At 66.2% G+C, this 17,856-nt stretch carries 19 protein-coding genes and 1 riboswitch; of the genes, 10 read left to right on the top strand and 9 right to left on the bottom strand.

Going from position 1 to position 17,856, the window contains the following annotated elements:
* Window positions 1–10 precede the first annotated feature (10 nt).
* From J2T21_RS03320 to J2T21_RS03285, 8 genes are all read left to right on the top strand, one after another.
* Complete coding sequence (locus J2T21_RS03320; protein ID WP_307578471.1) at window positions 11–1,462, top strand: L-fucose/L-arabinose isomerase family protein; 1,452 nt, start codon at window positions 11–13, stop codon at window positions 1,460–1,462.
* Window positions 1,459–1,824: an L-rhamnose mutarotase gene (locus J2T21_RS03315; RefSeq protein ID WP_307578469.1), complete on the top strand. Its 366-nt coding sequence runs from the start codon at window positions 1,459–1,461 to the stop codon at window positions 1,822–1,824. Before J2T21_RS03320 ends, J2T21_RS03315 begins: the two co-directional genes overlap by 4 nt.
* Entirely contained in the window at window positions 1,821–2,993 is a 1,173-nt protein-coding gene (gene rhaI / locus J2T21_RS03310; RefSeq protein WP_307578467.1) for an L-rhamnose isomerase, read from the top strand. Before J2T21_RS03315 ends, rhaI begins: the two co-directional genes overlap by 4 nt.
* Before the next feature lie 65 nt (window positions 2,994–3,058).
* Window positions 3,059–5,095: a bifunctional aldolase/short-chain dehydrogenase gene (locus tag J2T21_RS03305; RefSeq protein ID WP_307578465.1), complete on the top strand. Its 2,037-nt coding sequence runs from the start codon at window positions 3,059–3,061 to the stop codon at window positions 5,093–5,095.
* 5 nt (window positions 5,096–5,100) lie between these two features.
* On the top strand, window positions 5,101–6,615 hold the full coding sequence (locus tag J2T21_RS03300) for a rhamnulokinase (RefSeq protein ID WP_307578463.1): 1,515 nt from the start codon (window positions 5,101–5,103) through the stop codon (window positions 6,613–6,615).
* Window positions 6,612–7,619: a pirin family protein gene (locus J2T21_RS03295; RefSeq protein ID WP_307578461.1), complete on the top strand. Its 1,008-nt coding sequence runs from the start codon at window positions 6,612–6,614 to the stop codon at window positions 7,617–7,619. The genes J2T21_RS03300 and J2T21_RS03295 overlap by 4 nt, the downstream gene beginning before the upstream one ends.
* A gap of 77 nt (window positions 7,620–7,696) precedes the next feature.
* Window positions 7,697–8,080, top strand: coding sequence for a ribonuclease E inhibitor RraB (locus J2T21_RS03290; protein WP_307578459.1), 384 nt, complete (start codon window positions 7,697–7,699; stop codon window positions 8,078–8,080).
* On the top strand, window positions 8,010–8,441 hold the full coding sequence (locus tag J2T21_RS03285; RefSeq protein WP_373457884.1) for a GNAT family N-acetyltransferase: 432 nt from the start codon (window positions 8,010–8,012) through the stop codon (window positions 8,439–8,441). The genes J2T21_RS03290 and J2T21_RS03285 overlap by 71 nt, the downstream gene beginning before the upstream one ends.
* A 13-nt stretch (window positions 8,442–8,454) precedes the next feature.
* Here J2T21_RS03285 and J2T21_RS03280 read toward each other — a convergent pair whose 3' ends face one another.
* A complete protein-coding gene (locus tag J2T21_RS03280; protein ID WP_307578456.1) occupies window positions 8,455–8,646 on the bottom strand; it encodes a DNA-binding protein in 192 nt (63 codons plus the stop codon).
* Window positions 8,643–10,046, bottom strand: coding sequence for an MFS transporter (locus J2T21_RS03275; RefSeq protein WP_373457883.1), 1,404 nt, complete (start codon window positions 10,044–10,046; stop codon window positions 8,643–8,645). The genes J2T21_RS03280 and J2T21_RS03275 overlap by 4 nt, the downstream gene beginning before the upstream one ends.
* A gap of 75 nt (window positions 10,047–10,121) precedes the next feature.
* On the opposite strand from J2T21_RS03275, the gene J2T21_RS03270 reads away from it, so the two are divergent.
* Window positions 10,122–10,559 carry an SRPBCC family protein gene (locus J2T21_RS03270; protein WP_307578454.1) on the top strand — a complete coding sequence of 146 codons (438 nt, stop codon included), beginning with the start codon at window positions 10,122–10,124 and terminating at the stop codon, window positions 10,557–10,559.
* Window positions 10,560–10,660: 101 nt separating this feature from the next.
* Here J2T21_RS03270 and dnaB read toward each other — a convergent pair whose 3' ends face one another.
* The gene (gene dnaB / locus J2T21_RS03265) at window positions 10,661–13,162 is read right to left on the bottom strand and encodes a replicative DNA helicase (protein ID WP_373457897.1); all 2,502 of its coding nucleotides are present in this window, start codon (window positions 13,160–13,162) and stop codon (window positions 10,661–10,663) included.
* A gap of 620 nt (window positions 13,163–13,782) precedes the next feature.
* On the opposite strand from dnaB, the gene J2T21_RS03260 reads away from it, so the two are divergent.
* Complete coding sequence (locus J2T21_RS03260) at window positions 13,783–14,214, top strand: DUF1801 domain-containing protein (RefSeq protein WP_307578450.1); 432 nt, start codon at window positions 13,783–13,785, stop codon at window positions 14,212–14,214.
* Window positions 14,215–14,304: 90 nt separating this feature from the next.
* On the opposite strand, the gene J2T21_RS03255 is transcribed toward J2T21_RS03260, so the two are convergent.
* The 6 genes from J2T21_RS03255 to rpsF form a co-directional block, all read right to left on the bottom strand.
* Window positions 14,305–14,814 (bottom strand): flavin reductase family protein, encoded by a 510-nt coding sequence (locus tag J2T21_RS03255; RefSeq protein WP_307578448.1) that lies wholly within the window; start codon window positions 14,812–14,814, stop codon window positions 14,305–14,307.
* Between the two features lie 68 nt (window positions 14,815–14,882).
* A riboswitch (SAM riboswitch) is annotated at window positions 14,883–14,996 on the bottom strand.
* A gap of 141 nt (window positions 14,997–15,137) precedes the next feature.
* Complete coding sequence (locus J2T21_RS03250; protein ID WP_307578446.1) at window positions 15,138–15,764, bottom strand: dihydrofolate reductase family protein; 627 nt, start codon at window positions 15,762–15,764, stop codon at window positions 15,138–15,140.
* A gap of 237 nt (window positions 15,765–16,001) precedes the next feature.
* Entirely contained in the window at window positions 16,002–16,457 is a 456-nt protein-coding gene (gene rplI, locus J2T21_RS03245; protein ID WP_113763847.1) for a 50S ribosomal protein L9, read from the bottom strand.
* 15 nt (window positions 16,458–16,472) lie between these two features.
* Window positions 16,473–16,712, bottom strand: a complete 240-nt coding sequence (gene rpsR, locus J2T21_RS03240) for a 30S ribosomal protein S18 (protein WP_007269381.1) — start codon at window positions 16,710–16,712, stop codon at window positions 16,473–16,475.
* Window positions 16,713–16,774: 62 nt separating this feature from the next.
* Window positions 16,775–17,368 (bottom strand): single-stranded DNA-binding protein, encoded by a 594-nt coding sequence (locus tag J2T21_RS03235; RefSeq protein WP_071213680.1) that lies wholly within the window; start codon window positions 17,366–17,368, stop codon window positions 16,775–16,777.
* A 44-nt stretch (window positions 17,369–17,412) separates the two neighbouring features.
* Entirely contained in the window at window positions 17,413–17,718 is a 306-nt protein-coding gene (gene rpsF, locus J2T21_RS03230) for a 30S ribosomal protein S6 (RefSeq protein WP_071213679.1), read from the bottom strand.
* Between the last annotated feature and the right edge of the window lie 138 nt (window positions 17,719–17,856).

Raw genomic sequence — 17,856 nt, 5'->3', positions numbered from 1 at the left:
GGAGTTCGCCATGCCCGAAACAAGTCCCCTGGCCGCGCTCTTGGAGCCCCGCACCAGGCCCAGGACCCGCATCGGGTTGGTCTCCGGGGGCCTGGGCGCCTACTGGGAACAGTTCCCTGACCTGTTGCCCCGGCTCAGGGAATCGGCCGCCTACGTGGCCACGCGCCTGGCGGAACCGGACGTCGAACTCATCGACGCCGGCTTCGTCTCCGACGCCCCCGGGGCCAACGCCGCGGCCCAGGTGCTGCGGGCGGCGGACTGCGACCTGCTGGTCGTCTTCGCCGCCACCTACCTCACCGCCTCCATGGTGCTGCCCATCGCCCAGCGCGCCGGGGCCCCGGTGCTGGTCATCGACCTGCAGCCCACCGCCTCCATGGACCACCCGACCTTCACCACCGGGGACTGGCTGGCCTACTGCGGTCAATGCCCGATCCCCGAGATCGCCAACGTCTTTCGCCGCGCCGGCATCGATTTCCGCTCGGTTTCCGGGCACCTGCGCCAGGACGCCGCATGGGAGCGCATCGGGAACTGGGTTGCCGCCGCCGCGGTGCGCGGGCGGCTGCGCACCGCCAGGCACGGGCTGATGGGCCACCTGTACCCGGGGATGCTCGATGTTTCCACCGACCCGCTGAACATTTCCGCCCGTTTCGGCTCGCACGTGGAAATCCTCGAGTTCGACGACCTGCGCGAGCGGGTCGCCGCCGTCACCGACGCCCAGGTCGCGGCACGCGTCGAGCTGGCCAAGACCGTGTTCCGTCTCGACACCTCGGTGAACGCGGGCGACCTTTCCTGGGCCGCGAAGGTCTCGGTGGGCCTGGATGCCCTGGTGTCCGACTTCGACCTGGACTCGCTGGCCTACTACCACCGCGGGCTTGCCGGGGAAATCCACGAGCGCCTCGGCGCCGGGATGATCCTGGGTGCCTCGCTGCTCACGGCCCGCGGCATCCCGATGGCCGGGGAGTACGAGCTGCGCACCTCCCTGGCGATGCTCGCGGCCGACACCCTGGGCGCCGGCGGCTCCTTCACCGAGATCCAGGCCCTGGACTTCGATGCCAACGTGGTGGAGATGGGCCACGACGGCCCCGCGCACCTGCGCATCTCCTCCGGGCAGCCGCTGCTGCGCGGGCTGGGCGTCTACCACGGCAAGCGCGGCTGGGGCGTCTCGGTCGAGTTCGACGTCCGCCACGGGGAGGTGACCTGCTTCGGGATCGGCGAGGACCGGGACGGGTCCTACAGCTTCATCTCCTCCGAGGGCACCGTGACCGCCGGCCCGCTGCTGGGCATCGGCAACACCACCTCGCGGGTGGACTTCGGCACCGACCCCGGGCTGTGGGTCGATGACTGGTCAGCCACGGGCGTCGGGCACCACTGGGCGCTGTGCACCGGGCACCGCTCGGCGCAGCTGGCCGCCGCGGCGTCGCTGCTGGGCATCGAACACCGCACCGTGGGAGCCCGATCGTGAAGCGCGTGTGCTTCCAGCTGCGCATCAAGCCCGCGCTCATCGCCGAATACACCCGCAGGCACGCCGCGGTGTGGCCCGGGATGCTCACCGCGCTGAAGGAAAGCGGCTGGCACAACTACTCGCTTTTCCTCCGCGCGGACGGGCTGCTCATCGGCTACTTCGAGACCGATGACCTGGCCGCGGCCCAGGCCGCCATGAATGCCACCGAGGTCAACGCCCGCTGGCAGGCGGAGATGGCCGGCTTCTTCGAAGACCTGGGTCTCCCGCCCGATGCGGGATTCCTTCAACTCACCGAGGTGTTCAACCTCGAGGACCAGCTCGACGGACTTGAAGCCCGCGAACAGACAGGAGAAACACCATGACCAGCACGCTTCCCGAGGCGGTCCGGGCACAATTGGCCGCCCAGGAGATCGAGGTCCCGTCCTGGGCGTACGGGAACTCCGGCACCCGCTTCAAGGTGTTCTCCACCCCCGGCACCCCGCGCACCGTCCAGGAGAAGATCGCCGACGCCGCCCAGGTCCACCGGCACACCGGCCTGGCCCCGCGCGTCGCCCTGCACATCCCCTGGGACACCGTGGACGACTATTCCGCGCTGCGGGCCTACGCCGAGGACCTGGGCGTGGGGCTTGGCACCATCAACTCCAACACCTTCCAGGACGACGCCTACAAGTTCGGCTCGCTGACCCACACCGACGCAGCAATCCGGCAAAAGGCCATCGACCACCACCTGGACTGCCTCGAGGTCATGGACCGGACCGGCTCCCGGGACCTGAAGATCTGGCTCGCCGACGGCACCAACTACCCCGGGCAGGGAGACATCCGCTCCCGGCAGGACCGGCTGGCCGACTCGCTGGCCGCCATCTATGCGCAGCTGGGCCAGGACCAGCGCCTGGTGCTCGAGTACAAGTTCTTCGAGCCGGCCTTCTACCACACCGACGTCCCTGACTGGGGCACCTCCTATGCCCAGACCCTGGCACTGGGGCCCAAGGCCAGCGTCTGTCTGGACACCGGGCACCACGCCCCGGGCACCAACATCGAGTTCATCGTCGCCCAGCTGCTGCGCCTGGGAAAGCTCGGGTCCTTCGACTTCAATTCCCGCTTCTACGCCGACGACGACCTGATCGTGGGGGCCGCGGACCCGTTCCAGCTCTTCCGGATCATGTACGAGGTGGTGCGCGGCGGCGGGCTGGATGCGGCCACCGGGGTCGTGTTCATGCTCGACCAGTGCCACAACGTCGAGGAAAAGATCCCCGGGCAGATCCGCAGCGTGCTCAACGTGCAGGAAATGACCGCCCGCGCCCTGCTGGTGGACCGGACCGCGCTGCTGGCCGCCCAGGAATCCGGGGACGTGCTGGGTGCCAACGCGATCATGATGGATGCCTTCTACACCGACGTGCGCCCCGCCCTGGCCGCCTGGCGCGAATCGCGCGGGTTGCCCGCGGACCCGCTGGCCGCCTACCGGGACTCGGGCCACCAGGACAAGATCAACGCCGCACGCCTTGGCGGAACCCAGTCCAGCTGGGGCGCCTGACCCACACCCCCGCCGTTCGCGGCCACCCTGTCTTCACACCCTCGTAGAAACCAAGAGAGATCCACATGAGCAACCCCGTCGTCGCCGCACTCATCGCCAGGTCCAACGCCCTGGGCAGCGATCCGCGCAACACCAACTACGCGGGGGGCAACACCTCCGCCAAGGGCACCGCCACCGACCCGGTCACCGGGACGGACGTGGAGCTGCTCTGGGTCAAGGGCTCCGGCGGGGACCTGGGCACGCTGAAGGAAGCGGGGCTCTCGGCCCTGCGCCTGGACCGCCTGCGGGCGCTGGTCGGCAGCTACCCGGGCCTCGAGCGCGAGGACGAGATGGTTGCGGCCTTCGACTACTGCCTGCACGGCACCGGCGGAGCCGTCCCCTCGATCGACACCGCCATGCACGGGCTCATCGACGCCGCGCACGTGGACCACCTGCACCCGGATTCGGGCATCGCGATCGCCACCGCCGCCGACGGCCGGGAGCTGACCGCCAAGATCTTCGGGGACAGGGTCCTGTGGGTGCCGTGGCGCCGCCCCGGCTTCCAGCTGGGCCTGGACATCGCGCGGCTCAAGGACGAAAACCCGCAGGCCGTCGGCTGCATCCTGGGTGGGCACGGCATCACCGCCTGGGGGAACACCAGCGAGGAATCACAGGCCAACTCGCTGTGGATCATCCACACCGCCGAAAGCCACATCGCCGAGCACGGCCGCCCGGACCCCTTCGGCGCCCAAAGGCCACGGCGTGCCGCACTGCCCGAGGCCCAACGCCGCGCCAAGGCGGCGGCACTGGCCCCGGCCATCCGCGCCCTCGCCAGCGAGGACCAGCCCGTGGTCGGGCACTTCAGCGACGCACCAGAGGTCCTCGAATTCCTGGGCTCGGCACGCCTGGAGGAACTTGCGGCCCTGGGCACCAGCTGCCCGGACCACTTCCTGCGCACCAAGATCAAGCCGCTGGTCCTGGACCTGGATGCCGAGGCAGGCGTCGAGGCCTGCACCGCGCGGCTGGCCGAACTGCATGCCGCCTACCGCGCCGACTACACCGCCTACTACCAGCGGCACGCCACCGATGATTCCCCGGCCATGCGCGGGGCAGACCCGGCGATCGTCCTGGTCCCGGGCGTGGGGATGTTCAGCTACGGGGCCAACAAGCAGACCGCCAGGGTCGCCGGGGAATTCTACCGCAACGCCATCAACGTGATGCGCGGGGCCGAGGCCCTCTCCCGATACGCCCCCATCGACGAATCCGAGAAGTTCGGCATCGAGTACTGGGCGCTCGAGGAAGCCAAGCTCACCCGGATGCCCAGGCCCAGGGCCCTGGCCACCCGCATCGCCTTGGTTACCGGGGCGGCCTCGGGCATCGGACGGGCCATCGCCGAACGGCTCGCCGCCGAGGGCGCCTGCGTGGTCATCGCCGACCTGGATGCGGACAAGGCCCGGGACGTGGCCGCCTCCATCGGCGGCACCGACGTGGCCGTCGGGGTGCGCGTGGATGTCACCAGCGAGGACGAGGTCGCAGCCGGCATCGAGGCCGCGCTGCTGGCCTTCGGCGGGCTGGACCTGGTGGTGAACAACGCCGGGCTTTCGCTGTCCAAGTCGCTGCTGGAAACCACGGTGAAGGACTGGGAAATGCAGCACGACGTGATGGCCAAGGGCTCGTTCCTGGTCTCGCGGGCCGCCGCCAGGGTGCTCATCGACCAGAAGCTCGGTGGGGACATCATCTACATCTCCTCCAAGAACTCGGTATTCGCCGGACCCAACAACATCGCCTATTCGGCCACCAAGGCCGACCAGGCCCACCAGGTGCGGCTGTTGGCTGCCGAACTGGGCGAGCACGGGGTGAAGGTCAACGGCATCAATCCCGACGGGGTGGTGCGCGGCTCGGGCATCTTCGCCGGCGGCTGGGGCGCCAAGCGCGCCGCGGTCTACGGGGTCCCGGAGGCGGACCTGGGCAAGTTCTACGCCCAGCGCACGCTGCTCAAGCGCGAGGTGCTGCCCGAGAACGTGGCCAACGCGGTCTTTGCCCTGTGTTCCGCCGATCTTTCGCACACCACCGGCCTGCACATCCCGGTTGACGCCGGGGTCCCCGCGGCGTTCCTGCGCTGAGCGCCATGGAGAACGCAAGCAAGGCGGGCGACCCGGCGCGGCACGCCTACATCGCCGTCGACATCGGGGCCTCCTCCGGCCGGGTGATTCTCGGGCAGTTGGCCGCCGGGCGCGTGGGCCTGGAGGTCCTGCACCGCTTTCCCAACGCCGTGGTGCCCCGCGGCGGCTCGCTGCACTGGGACATCGGGTTCCTGCACGGCCAGATGCTCGTCGGGCTTGGCCTGGCCGCTGCCCGGGCCCGGGAGCTGGGCGTGGAGATCGCCAGCATCGGCATCGACACCTGGGCGGTGGACTACGGACTGCTGCGCGACGGCGAACTGCTCGGGGCTCCCTTCGCCTACCGCGATTCGCGCACCGAACGCGTCATCGAGTCCGTGCACCGGTTGGTTTCACCTGCGGAGCTGTACCGGATCAACGGGCTGCAGTTCCTGCCCTTCAACACCATCTACCAGCTGGCCTGCGAGCCCGACCTGCGTGGCCTGCGTGCGCTGCTGGTCCCGGACCTGCTGGCCTACCTGCTCACCGGAGCCATGCGCACCGAGGAGACCAACGCCAGCACCACCGGGCTGCTCGATGCCGCCACCGGCACGTTCTCCGGGCAGCTCGCCGAGGCCCTGGGCATGGACCCCGGGCTCTTTGGCGAGCTGATTGCCCCCGGGCAGGTGTACGGTTCGCTGCTGCCGGGGATCGCCGCCGACACCGGGCTGGGACCCGGAACCCCCGTGGTGGCCGTGGGGTCCCACGACACCGCCTCGGCGGTGCTTGCCGTCCCGGCGGAACCCGGCACCGACTTCGCCTACATCTCCTCCGGGACCTGGTCGCTGGTGGGCCTGGAACTCGACGCACCGGTGCTTGGCTCCGCGGCCCGGGAAGCGAATTTCACCAATGAGCGCGGCGTGGATTCCACCATCCGCTTCCTGCGCAACGTCGGGGGGCTGTGGCTGCTGCAGGAATCCCTGCGCCAGTGGCAGCTGGGGGCCGATTCCCTGCCGGGACTGTTGGAGGCCGCGACGACTTGGGAGGACAACGGCGCGCGCATCGACGCGGATTCGCAAGAGTTCCTGGCCCCCGGGTCCATGGCCGACCGCATCCGGGCCGCCGCCGGCCGGCGGGGCCCGGACGGGGCCTGGGTCCACCTGGACCCGGGCGCGGAACCGGCCGCAGTGGTGCGCTGCATCCTTGAATCCCTGGCCCAGGCCTACGCACGCGCCCTGCGCACCGCCACCGAGCTGACCGGATGCCTCCCGGAGCGCATCCACGTGGTGGGAGGCGGATCGCAGAATTCGTTGCTGTGCCAGCTCACCGCCGACGCCACCGGGCTGCCGGTCCTTGCCGGACCGGTCGAGGCCACCGCCCTGGGCAACATCTTGGTCCAGGCCCGGTCCGCCGGCGAGGTTCCGGGCACGCTGGGGGATCTGCGCGCCGTCGTGGCCCGCTCGATGCCCGTCACCGAGTACCTGCCCGCCGCCGCGGTGCAGGGGATGCCTAAAACCGGCCCCGGCACTACGCTGGGGACATGAGCAACCTCGAGGCCGCCCCTGACGAGATGGTTTGCGGAGCAGACAAAACCCACGCCGGGATCGAGCTGTTGGTTCCGCGCAACGTCCCGCTCGGCGGGCCGCGCGCCATGGACGTGCGCCGCACGCTGCCGCAAAAACAGCGCAGCCTCATCGGCGCGTGGTGCTTCCTTGACCACTACGGTCCCGACCCGGTCGGCGACACCGGAGGGATGAACGTCCCGCGCCACCCGCACACCGGGCTGCAAACCGTGTCCTGGCTGTTCACCGGGGAGATCGAGCACCGGGATTCGGCCGGGTTCCATGCCATGGTGCGTCCCGGCGAGTTGAACCTGATGACCGCCGGCCGCGGGATCAGCCACTCCGAGTACTCCACCCCCGACACGACGGTGCTGCACGGCGCCCAGCTGTGGGTCGCGCTGCCCGATTCCGCGCGGCACATGCCGCCGACCTTCGCCCACCACCGGCCCAAGCCGATGTCCGGTGACGGGTTCAGCGTCAGCGTGTTCCTCGGCTCGCTGACCGTGCCGAATCCGCGCGGCACGGACCTGCACTCGCATTCCCCGGTGGCCACGCACACCGAGCTGGTGGGCGCCGAGATCCTGCTGCAACCCGGCGCCTCCATCCGGCTGGGGGTGAAGGCCCACCACGAGCACGGGGTGCTGCTGGACTCCGGGACGCTGAGCGTCGGGGTCGACGAGCTGCCCGTGGACCACCTGGCCTACCTGCCGCCCGGCACCCAGGAAATTACGTTGAGCGCCGGCGCCCAACCCGTGCGCGCCCTGCTCATTGGCGGGGAACCGCTGAACGAGCAGATCCTGATGTGGTGGAACTTCGTCGGCCGCACCCACGAGGAAGTCGTCGAGTACCGCAGGCAGTGGCAGGCGGAGATCGGCGCGGAGCCCGGGGACACCACCTCCAAGCGCTTCGGGGACTTCCCGGCGGGCGAGCCCGCTCCCCTGCCGGCACCGGTGTTGCCCATGGTCAGGCTGCGGCCCCGCGACTGAGCGAGTGACCGGCCACGCGGCGGATCACCGGAGCGCGTCGGCAGCCCAAAGAGGACAAGGTAAGGAGCGAAACCCACATGTCATTGGTGGAGGAACTGGCCAAGTTGCGTCGGGCGCTGGCCGAACGCGCCGCGCTGGGCGACCAACTCGATGCCAAGCGCGAGATGGAGCACTTCGTATCCTTCCGCTCGCTGCGGGAGATCACCGAGGCCGCGGACCACTTCGAGCGCTCCGGCTGGGACGTCGACCGGTCCGGCGGCCAGGACGCCAATTCCCGGTACCTGTTGCGGGTCTACCGGGAACAGCCGCTGGACGTCGAGAGCGCGGAACAGGCGTTGCGCGGCGTGCACGCCATCACCGAAAAACACGGCGGAACCTACGACGGGTTCGGTGCCGTGTTCATCGACGCCGAAGGCAGCGAGCCCAAGGGCTTTTTCGGCAGGCTTTTCGGAACCCCCTGAAAACCACCAATCAGCAAGGAAGCAACACATGAGCGAGATCCGCATCGAACACCGTCCCGAACGCCGGCGCTACGCGCTGCTTGACGGCGAGAAAACCATCGGGGCGGCCCACTACCGCGAGCTGGAAACCCCCGGCGGCATCGATCGGGTCTTCTTCCACACCGTCGTCGACGAGTCCTACGCCGGACAGGGCCTGGCCTCCAGGCTGGCCGCCCAGGCGCTGCAGGACACCGTGGCCCAGGGGCACAAGATCGTGGCCGTCTGCCCCTACATCAAGGCCTGGCTGCCCAGGCACCACGAGTTCGACGCCGACCTGGTGAAGCCCACCAGCGAGCACCTGCGGATCCTGCCGCAGGAATAGCCCGCAGCGCGGATCAGTCCGCCAGTTCCATCCCCAACCCGGCCAGGGCCTCGCGCAGGATCCCAATGCCCCTGGGCCCGAAGCCATGGAGCGCCAGCAGCGCCGCCTCGCCATACGCGGCGGCCTGTTCCAGGGTCGTGATCCCGGCCCCGGACAGGGCGCGGGCGGCAGGTGCGGAGATCTTCGGCAGCGGGTGGGTGCTCATGGCTCCAGCGTAGCGATGGATTCCAGGCGGGCGGAAGTCCCGGTGCCGCTGCGCACCCGCGGGGTCAGCAGCAACAGCGCCACGCCGATCGCGGCGGTGAACACGAAGACCGCCACGAAGGAGTCGTTGCCGCCGAAGGCGCCGAAGACCAGCCCCCCGGCGGCCAACGCCATCGCGGAGCCCAGCGAGTCGGACACGGCCAGCGCCGAGGAGTTGAAGCCCTGGTTCTCGGTGGTGGACAGCGCGATCATGTGCACGTTCTGCCGCGGATACACCAGCCCCATGCCTCCCCCGCCCATGGCCCACGCGAGGATCGCGACGATCGCCGGCAGGTGGAACGCCGCGGTTCCCAGCACCAGCAAGATCGCGCCCACTCCGAGCGCCGAGCCGATGAACATGGCCCGGGCGTTGTCCAGCGACTCCCCCATGCGCCCCTGGATGGCCGAGCCCACGGACCAGCAGATGGCCCCGCCGGTCAGGGAGAGACCGGCAACCGCCGGGGACAGGTCGAAGCGGTCCATCAGGAGATAGGGCAGATAGACCTCGGTGCCGAAGAACGCCGCGGCGGCCAGGCCGCGCACCAGGATCGTGGCCGGCAGGCCGCGCCCGGCCAGCAGCGTCCGGTCCGGCAGCAGCGGCCGCACTGCAACCAGCACCACCAGCACCGCGAGGCCCATGAGCACCAGGCCCAGCGCCGGAACCCGGGCCAGCAGGTTCATGCCCAGCACGGCTGCGGCCGCCAACCCGGCCCAGCCCAGCGCCCTCCAGCTGAAGGCCGCCGCGGGATTCTCGCCACCGCCCATGGCATGCACCGAGGGCATGACCGCGGCCATCGCCAGCACCACCAGGCCCACGACGCCGAGAAAAACCCAGCGCCAGCCGATGGTTTGCGCCACGAGCCCGGCGGCGAACGGGCCAATCAGCGAGGGAACGACCCAGGCGGCGGCGAAGGCCGCAAAGATCTGCGGGTGCAGGCGCGGGACAAAGACCCGGGCCACCACCACATACAGGGCCACGGTGATGCCCCCGCCACCAAGCCCCTGCACCAGCCGTCCGGCCACCAGCACCTCCATGCCCGGGGCCAGGCCGCACACGAGCAGCCCCAGCACGAAGAGCGCCGAGGACGCGTACAGCGGGACGGAGGGCCCGTGGCGATCGGAGTAGCTCCCCGCGGCCACCATGCCGATCACCCCGCTGGCCATGGGCGCGGCAAAGGCCAGGGCATAGAGCGCGGCGCCATCCAGTTCCTTGCTGACCAGCGGCATCACGGTGGTGACGGCCAGGGACTCGAACGCCACCAGGAAGACCAGCGCGAACATCCCGGCGGTGACCCAACGGTATTGCGGGGCAAGCAGGCCCGTCGGGGACCCGCTGGTGGATGCGTTTGGCCGGCTCGACATACCTCGAGCGTAAGGTCTGGCGCGCGGCTCCACCACACGGGCCGAACCGGTGGTGTCCACCGATATGCTTCGGGCATGGAATTCACCCAGGAACTCACCGTCAACCTGCCTCGCCAGCGCTTCATCGAGCTCTTCGATGATCCGGAAAACCTCAAGGAGTGGCAGAAGGGCCTGATCTCCTTCGAAGGCGTCTCCGGCACGCCCGGGGAGCCCGGCGCGACCTCGCGTCTGACGTACCGTCAGGGGCGCGGCACCATGGAGATGATCGAGACCGTGACCAGGCGCGACCTGCCCGAGGCTTTCGACGGCACCTACGACGCCAAGGGCGTGCACAATGTTTGCCGGAACGAATTCCATGACCTCGACGGGAACGCCACGCGCTGGGTGGCCCACAATGTCTTTGAGTTCACCGGCTTCATGCGGGTCGTCGCGTTGCTGTTCGGCCCCATGTTCAAGAAGCAGAGCCTTAAGATGATGACGGCCTTCAAGGAGTTCGCCGAGGCCCGCGCCTAGGTCGCCAGACCTCGGCCCGGGAAAGGCCGGAAAATGGTTCGGGCGGTTGTGCTCCCCTGCGAGGGGGGCACAACCGCCCGAATACGACGATCCGCAGGGAACTAGCCCATGCCATCCTGCGCCATGTTGTTGAAGCGCGAGTAGTGGCCCTGGAACGCGACAACGATGGTCTTGGTGGGACCGTTACGGTGCTTGGCAACGATCACGTCGGCCTCGCCGGCACGTGCCGATTCCTTGTCGTAGATGTCTTCACGGTGCAAGAGGATGACCATATCCGCATCCTGCTCAATTGATCCGGATTCGCGAAGGTCGGAGATCATCGGCTTCTTGTCGGTACGCTGCTCCGAACCACGGTTCAGCTGCGACAGGGCGATGACCGGAACGTCGAGTTCCTTGGCCAGCAGCTTCAGCGCACGCGAGAACTCGGAGACTTCCTGCTGACGCGATTCCACCTTCTTGCCGGAGCTCATCAGCTGCAGGTAGTCCAGCACCACGAGCTTGAGGTCGTGCTTCTGCTTGAGCCGGCGGCATTTGGCGCGGATTTCCATCAGCGACATGTTCGGCGAATCGTCGATGAACAGCGGGGCGTCGTTGAGCCTGCCCATCGTGGTGGCGATTTTCGACCATTCTTCGTCCTGGATCGTGCCCTTGCGCAGGTTCTGCAGCGCGATGCTTGCCTCCGCGGACAGCAGGCGCATGGCGATTTCATTGCGCCCCATTTCCAAGGAGAAGAAAACGGAGGTCATGTTGTTCTTGATGGACGCCGACCGCGCAAAATCCAGTGCAAACGTGGAGTTATGTGTTGGAATGAAGTTTTCGCCGGCGAGGAACAGATGCTCTTCGTTGGACACCTGGATGCAGCGGACCGGAACTGACGGAACTGATCGGACATCAGTGATGAAGCGAGTGGTCCGTTTGCTAGTCGCTCTTGCGTCACGCTCTGCGTGGCAATCGCGCTTGCGAGACAATCCAAACACAATGTCCGAAGTGGCAAAAGTGACGATGTAGCAGGTCGAAGAACTTTCGGTGTGCCCAGCCACTCGCTTTTCGGACCATCCGGTGCGGTATCCAAGGGTGTGGACAAGCTCTCGGAAGTCTGTAGCCAACCGCTTGCTGGTTACCGCGAATTGAACACAGCCACTCGAAGTTACTGTTCCATCGCTGTCGAGCAGCCCGGCCAGCAAGTCTCGTCGCTGCGATTCACTAGCTCGGAGATACTGGAGCGGAATGTGCTTGTTGTTAAGAAGCCCATTGGACCTCAACAAGGCTTGGAGGGATCCATGGTCAAGCCGGCATGGCTCGCAACGCAGTCCTCCACTGCATTCAACGCCGCAATCGGTACAGGTCGAAGTCGGAACAGGTTCCGATACGAAACGTGCTTTTCCGCCACAGGACTGCGAACAACTACGGACGTGCCGAACCTTGGTTACAAATGTATTGCCGCATACAACACAGACCTTTTCGAATTCAAAAGACTCGGATGGCAAGGAAACGCTGTAAGTTATTTTGGCGACCGACTTCACCCGGTATCCGTCAGCTTCAATATGGCTAACGACTTCCGCGTCGGCGGAGGTAATCCTGGACGCTGCGCTCGCCCCATCCCCCAACCAAATTCCCAGGGTGTACGACCGTATCGGCAGTTCTGCCTCGGGCAGAACGAGGGATTTGGACGTTGGAACTGCGTGGTTCAATCGGCTGTCAGCCGTCTCGCAACGCAGGGTGTCCAGAATTTCAAGCGTGGTCCGAATTGTTCCCTTTTGGACGAGAACGGTTCCACCGCTTGCGGCATGCGAATCTATTCGGCGTTCTGCTCGGGTTGTGGTGAGCCACTGGTGCTCAGCATCGGCAACGATGACCGAGCCATCGTTGAATTCGATTTCAAAGCAGGGGCGGTCAACCATGACCTCGGTGGCTGCAGTGACGACGGTTGGCGTTCCATCTGCCGCCAAGACCTCGTCTCCCACTGCCAGGGCACCCATGGTGCTCCACCCCGTGGGGGTTGGGATGGGTGTGTCCAGCGCCAATGCCTTGCCCACGGCCGGTCTGGCGGCGATAACGATCATCTGGCCGCCGTGCAGGCCCTGGGTCAGCTCGTCGAGCTCAAAGATCCCGGTGGGAACACCGATCACGCCCTCGCCTCGGCTACCGGCCGATTCGATCTCATCGACGGTGCCCTCGATGATGTCGCGCAGCGGCACGTAGTCTTCGGCGGTGCGTCGTTCGGCGACCTTGTAGACCTCGGCCTGGGCCTCGTTGACGATGGCGTCGACCTCGCCGTCCTGCGAGTAGCCGAGCTGCACGATCTTGGTGCCTGCATCGACCAGGCGGCGCAGGACCGCGCGTTCGCGGACAATCTCGGCGTAGAAGCCGGCGTTGGCGGCGGTGGGCACCGACTGGATGAGCGTGTGCAGGTAGGCCGGGCCGCCAATGCGGGTGATCTCGCCGCGCTTGGTCAGCAGGTCCGAGACGGTGACGGCGTCTGCGGGCTCGCCACGGCCGTATAGGTCGATGATCGCTTCGTAGATTGCCTCGTGTGCCGGGCGATAGAAATCGAGGCCTCGCAGCACCTCGACACAGTCAGCGATGGCGTCCTTGGAAAGCATCATGCCGCCCAGGACGCTTTGCTCTGCTACAAGGTCCTGTGGTGGAGTGCGTCCATAGTCCGATCCTTGCGAATCGGAGCTGGTTTCGGTGCTGGCTAGCGACACGGGCTTTTCCCTTCAAGCTGCGCGGGTTCCCAGGTTTTCCGCTTCATTACCTTTCCAGTGTCTCAAGGAGCACGGACGATTCGTTAGGTCCAAGCTCACACGTGCCGTAAGGCACCACGAACCTGTGGAAATAGGTGGGGAACACTGTCACCATAGACCTGATTTCCGTCAAACCCAACACGGTTATCCACAGGGCGTGTGGATAACCTGTGAACCTCGCGGCGTGTTGTGTGCACAGTCTGGGGAGAACGTTGTGGATTACACAAGATATTTGGTGGTTACAGCCGTTTGACTAGGCGTTATGCAATTCCATGCCTGTGGATACAAACTAGTTATCCACATCCTCCACAGGCGTAAAAGTGGGTTATACATGCAAAAACCCCGAGATTCCGCGGTTAATCCACCCCCGTTTCCAGAGTTACCCACAAGCTATCCACAGACACGCCGGAGCTCGCCACGGATCTGGGGATTACGGGCATTGATGCACATCACCAAGCCCTGACATACTGGGCCGCATGGCCGCCAACAAGACCGCACCGACACCCATTGATCCCCACGAGTTCATTGCGGCGGTGCCACACCCGACGCGGCGCGCCGACGCCGAGCTCCTGCTGGAGATGATGGAAGAGGCCAGCGGCCGGACCGCCACCATGTGGGGACCGACGATCGTCGGTTTCGGCACCTATCACTACAGGTACGAGTCCGGCCGCGAGGGAGATGCGGCCGCCATCGGCTTCTCACCGCGTTCCTCCAACCTGGCCCTCTACGGGCTGACCAACGCACCGACGGCACCCGCTCTCCTTGCCCAGCTCGGCAAGCACAAGCGGGGAGCGGGCTGCCTGTACGTAAACAAGCTTGCCGATGTCGATGTCGAGGTCCTGGCCCGGCTTGCCCGCGACGGGTACCGGCACATGATGGACGTGGTCCATGTCCAGCCGCAGGGCTGAGCACCGCATCAGCGAAGAAGGCTCCCCGCCTGCCGCTCCGAATCATGGGTTCGGGGTGGCGGGCGGGGAGCCCTTGCGTTTCGGTGGCCTTCAGGAGACCATCTGCTGGGCCTCCAGGCGGCGGAAGGCCGAACCGTGGAACACCAGCGGCGGATTGGTCTCCTCGTGCGTCTGGTGGCCGTGCACGCGCAGGAGCACCACGTGATGGTCGCCGGCCGGGATCTCCTGCTCGATCGAGCAGTCGAGCCACAAGGTGGCCTCATGCAGGAACAGGGCGCCCTCGTCGGTTGAATCCAGGCGAAGCCCGGCAAAGCGGTCCCCGGATTTGGAGGCGATCTGTCGGCAGACGCCCTCGTTCTTTTCACTGAGCACCGAAACCCCGATGCGCCCGCTGGTGCGCACCAGCGGCCAGGTCTTCGAGGTGTTCTGGACCGCGAACATCACCAGCGGCGGATCCATGGATACGCCGACCGTGAACGACGAGGCCACGATTCCCTGCGGCTGCCCGTCGACGATGGCGCAGAGTGCGGCAATGCCGGATGGGTGCTGGGCAAAGACGTTGCGCAGGGTATCGGGTGTGAGGTCAGAGGTGAGTGTCATGGTGCTCAATCCTTCGGCTTCGGCCCACCTTCGCGGCTGCGCGAAATGCACGCATGGAACAGCGAGGTGTGCGGTACTTGCCCCCGGGGTTCCGGAAGGCCGAATCATCACCTGGAGCACCCCACCACCGTGAGAGGGTTGCCGGCCAACAAGCCAGGGCTTGAATGTTGACGCTCTTGATTCACCACTAACGTTAGGAGAAATATTGCGACTCCGTCAAAGTTTGTTTCGACATACGAGGTCATGAAGCGTAAGAATCGAAGATCCTACGACCACATGGCAGGATGCGGCCATCCGGGGGCGATCTTGGGGCGGGTGGCCGTTCAGCCCACGTCCGAGGCACCCGTGTAGGTCGCATAGGCCGGGATTCCGGCGTTCTCGTAGACCAGGATGGCCAGACCGCCTCCCGTCGCCTTGCTGTCGGCCAACCGCAGTCCCGCCGGCGCGCCGCCGGCGGGGAAGAGCCTCCGGCCGCGCCCCAGGACGACGGGAGCGACCACGAGCCTGAGTTCGTCGATCAAGCCCGCGGCGAGCAGCGATCCCGCCAGCCTGGCGCTGCCGTGGATCTGCAGTTCCCTGCCGGGTCGGGCCTTGAGCTGCGCGACACGGGCGGCAACGTCGCCGGAGAGGACCGTGGTCGGGTTCCAGGTTCCCTCGGCCAGCGTCTGCGAGGCGACATACTTGGGCAGCGAGTTCATCAGGGCGGTGAAAGGATCGTCCGGATCGGTGATTTGCGGCCAGTCCCGTGCGAAGGCCTCGTAGGTGCGGCGGCCCAGCAGCAGCCCATCGGCCTGTGCCAGCCATTGCGCGGCCTGGTCGACGAACCCCGCATCCATGTGCGGGACGAACCATCCGCCCTGCGTGAATCCGTCGGTGGTGTCTTCGTCGGGAGCCCCGGGGCTCTGGCAGACCCCGTCCAAGCTCACGAATTCGGTCAGTGTCAGTTTCATCCTCGCGCCTTCCTGTTGGAGCGGCATGCAGGGCCCGTGGCCCGGGTTGGACTGCGGAACCGGTCGACAGCGGTTTCCTGCCGCAAAGCTACGGGACGCCGAGGCCATGCGCCAGACCTCTGGCCAGCCGATCCGCGGGAACGGTGGCCAGGAGCGGACCTTAAACCACTGTGGACCCCGCCAAGGGCGGGGTCCACAGTGGTTGGCCGTCAGCCAAGACGGCGGATGCGCAAGAAATTACTTCTTGGCGGCAACAACCTGCAGTGCAACGGTCGCGGAGACATCGGTGTGCAGACGCACGGTCGCCGAGTAGTTACCCGTCGACTTGATGTGATCGTTGATCTCGATGTTGCGCTTGTCGATCGAGCCCAAGCCAGCGGCTGCAACAGCCTTGGCAATGTCCTCGGTCTTCACGGTGCCGAAGAGGCGACCGGTAGCGCCGGCCTTGACGGTCAGCTTGACCGGCTTGGCCGAGATCGAAGCGGCAAGTGCCTGTGCCTCTTCCAGGGAAGCAACGGCGCGAGCAGCACGGGCGGCCTTGATCGACTCAACCTGCTTCTCACCGCCCTTGCTCCAGGTGATGGCGAAGGCGCGCGGGAGAAGGTAGTTACGTGCGTAACCGGTCTTCACCTCGACGATGTCGCCTGCGGCACCAAGGCCGGTAACTTCGTGGGTCAGAATGAGCTTTGCCATGTTGGTATACCTTCCTTAGCCGCGGCCAGCGCCGGAGTAAGGCAGCAATGCCACTTCGCGCGCGTTCTTGATGGCCTGTGCGATCTTGCGCTGTTCCTGTACGGAAACGCCGGTAACGCGACGGGCACGGATCTTTCCGCGATCCGAAATGAACTTGCGCAGCAATGCTACGTCCTTGTAGTCGATGACAGTGATGTCAGCGGCCTTCAAGGGGTTGGACTTTGGTTTGGGCTTACGGAGTTCAGCCTTAGCCATCGTGGAGCTCCTTTATCAGGTGGAGCCCGCAGAATTTTCTGCGGGATGGTGAATAAATTTGTTTAGAAAGGTGGTTCGTCGGAACCCGGGTTGCCCCATCCGCCGTTGTTTCCTCCGGCAGGAGCTCCCCATGGATCGGCCGCGGGTGCATTCCAGCCGCCACCGGTGTTTCCGCCTGCGTTGCCGCCGCCGAATCCACCGCCGCCGCCTTGGTTGCCGCCGCCGAATCCACCGGCGTTGGCGCCGGCGTTCTGCTGTTGACCACCAAAGCCACCACCGCCACCGCCGGAGCGCTGGGTACGGGTGACCTTTGCGGAGGCGTAACGCAGCGACGGGCCGATTTCATCGACCTCAAGCTCGGTGACGTTACGCTTTTCGCCTTCCTTGGTTTCGTAGGAACGCGACTTGAGGCGGCCCTGGGCGATGACGCGCATGCCCTTGGTCAACGTCTCAGCGACGTTTTCGGCAGCCTCACGCCACACCGACGCACGGAGGAACAGCGTGTCGCCGTCCTTCCATTCATTGGTCTGGCGGTCGAAGGTTCGCGGGGTCGATGCAATGGTGAAGTTCGCCACGGCCGATCCTGACGGGGTGAAACGCAGTTCCGGGTCAGCGGTCAAATTACCAATAACCGTAATGACTGTCTCGCCTGCCATTGGAGCCTCCTAAAGTGTTGTTCTACGAAGATCGAAGAGCAGAATTACTCTGCAACGACCTTTGCCTCTTCCGGGCGGGTGATCTTGGTGCGCATGATGGTCTCATTGAGGCCCAGCTGGCGGTCAAGCTCTGCGGAAGTAGCGGGGGTGGCGGTGAAGTTAACTACCGCGTAAATGGCCTCATTCTTCTTCTGAATGTCGTAGGCCAGGCGGCGACGGCCCCAGATGTCAACGTTCTCGATGGTTCCACCATCGTTACGGACAACGTCCAGGAACTTACCGAGGGTTGGTTCAACGGTTCGCTCGTCGACCTCGGGGTCGATCAGCACCATCAATTCATAAGCACGCATGTGAACCCACCTCCTTTGGGCTAAACGGTCACGGCATTTCCGCAACAGGAGGTTCTTTGCATTTGCTGTCGCCGCAACCCGATTGCCGGGTGCGGCAGAAACAGCCTCAACCATTCTAGCGGAAAACCAGGGATTCTC

Origin of the sequence: Paeniglutamicibacter psychrophenolicus (assembly GCF_030812255.1) — a bacterium.
Lineage (GTDB): Bacteria > Actinomycetota > Actinomycetes > Actinomycetales > Micrococcaceae > Paeniglutamicibacter > Paeniglutamicibacter psychrophenolicus_A.
This window is presented reverse-complemented; position numbering and strand designations above follow the sequence as displayed.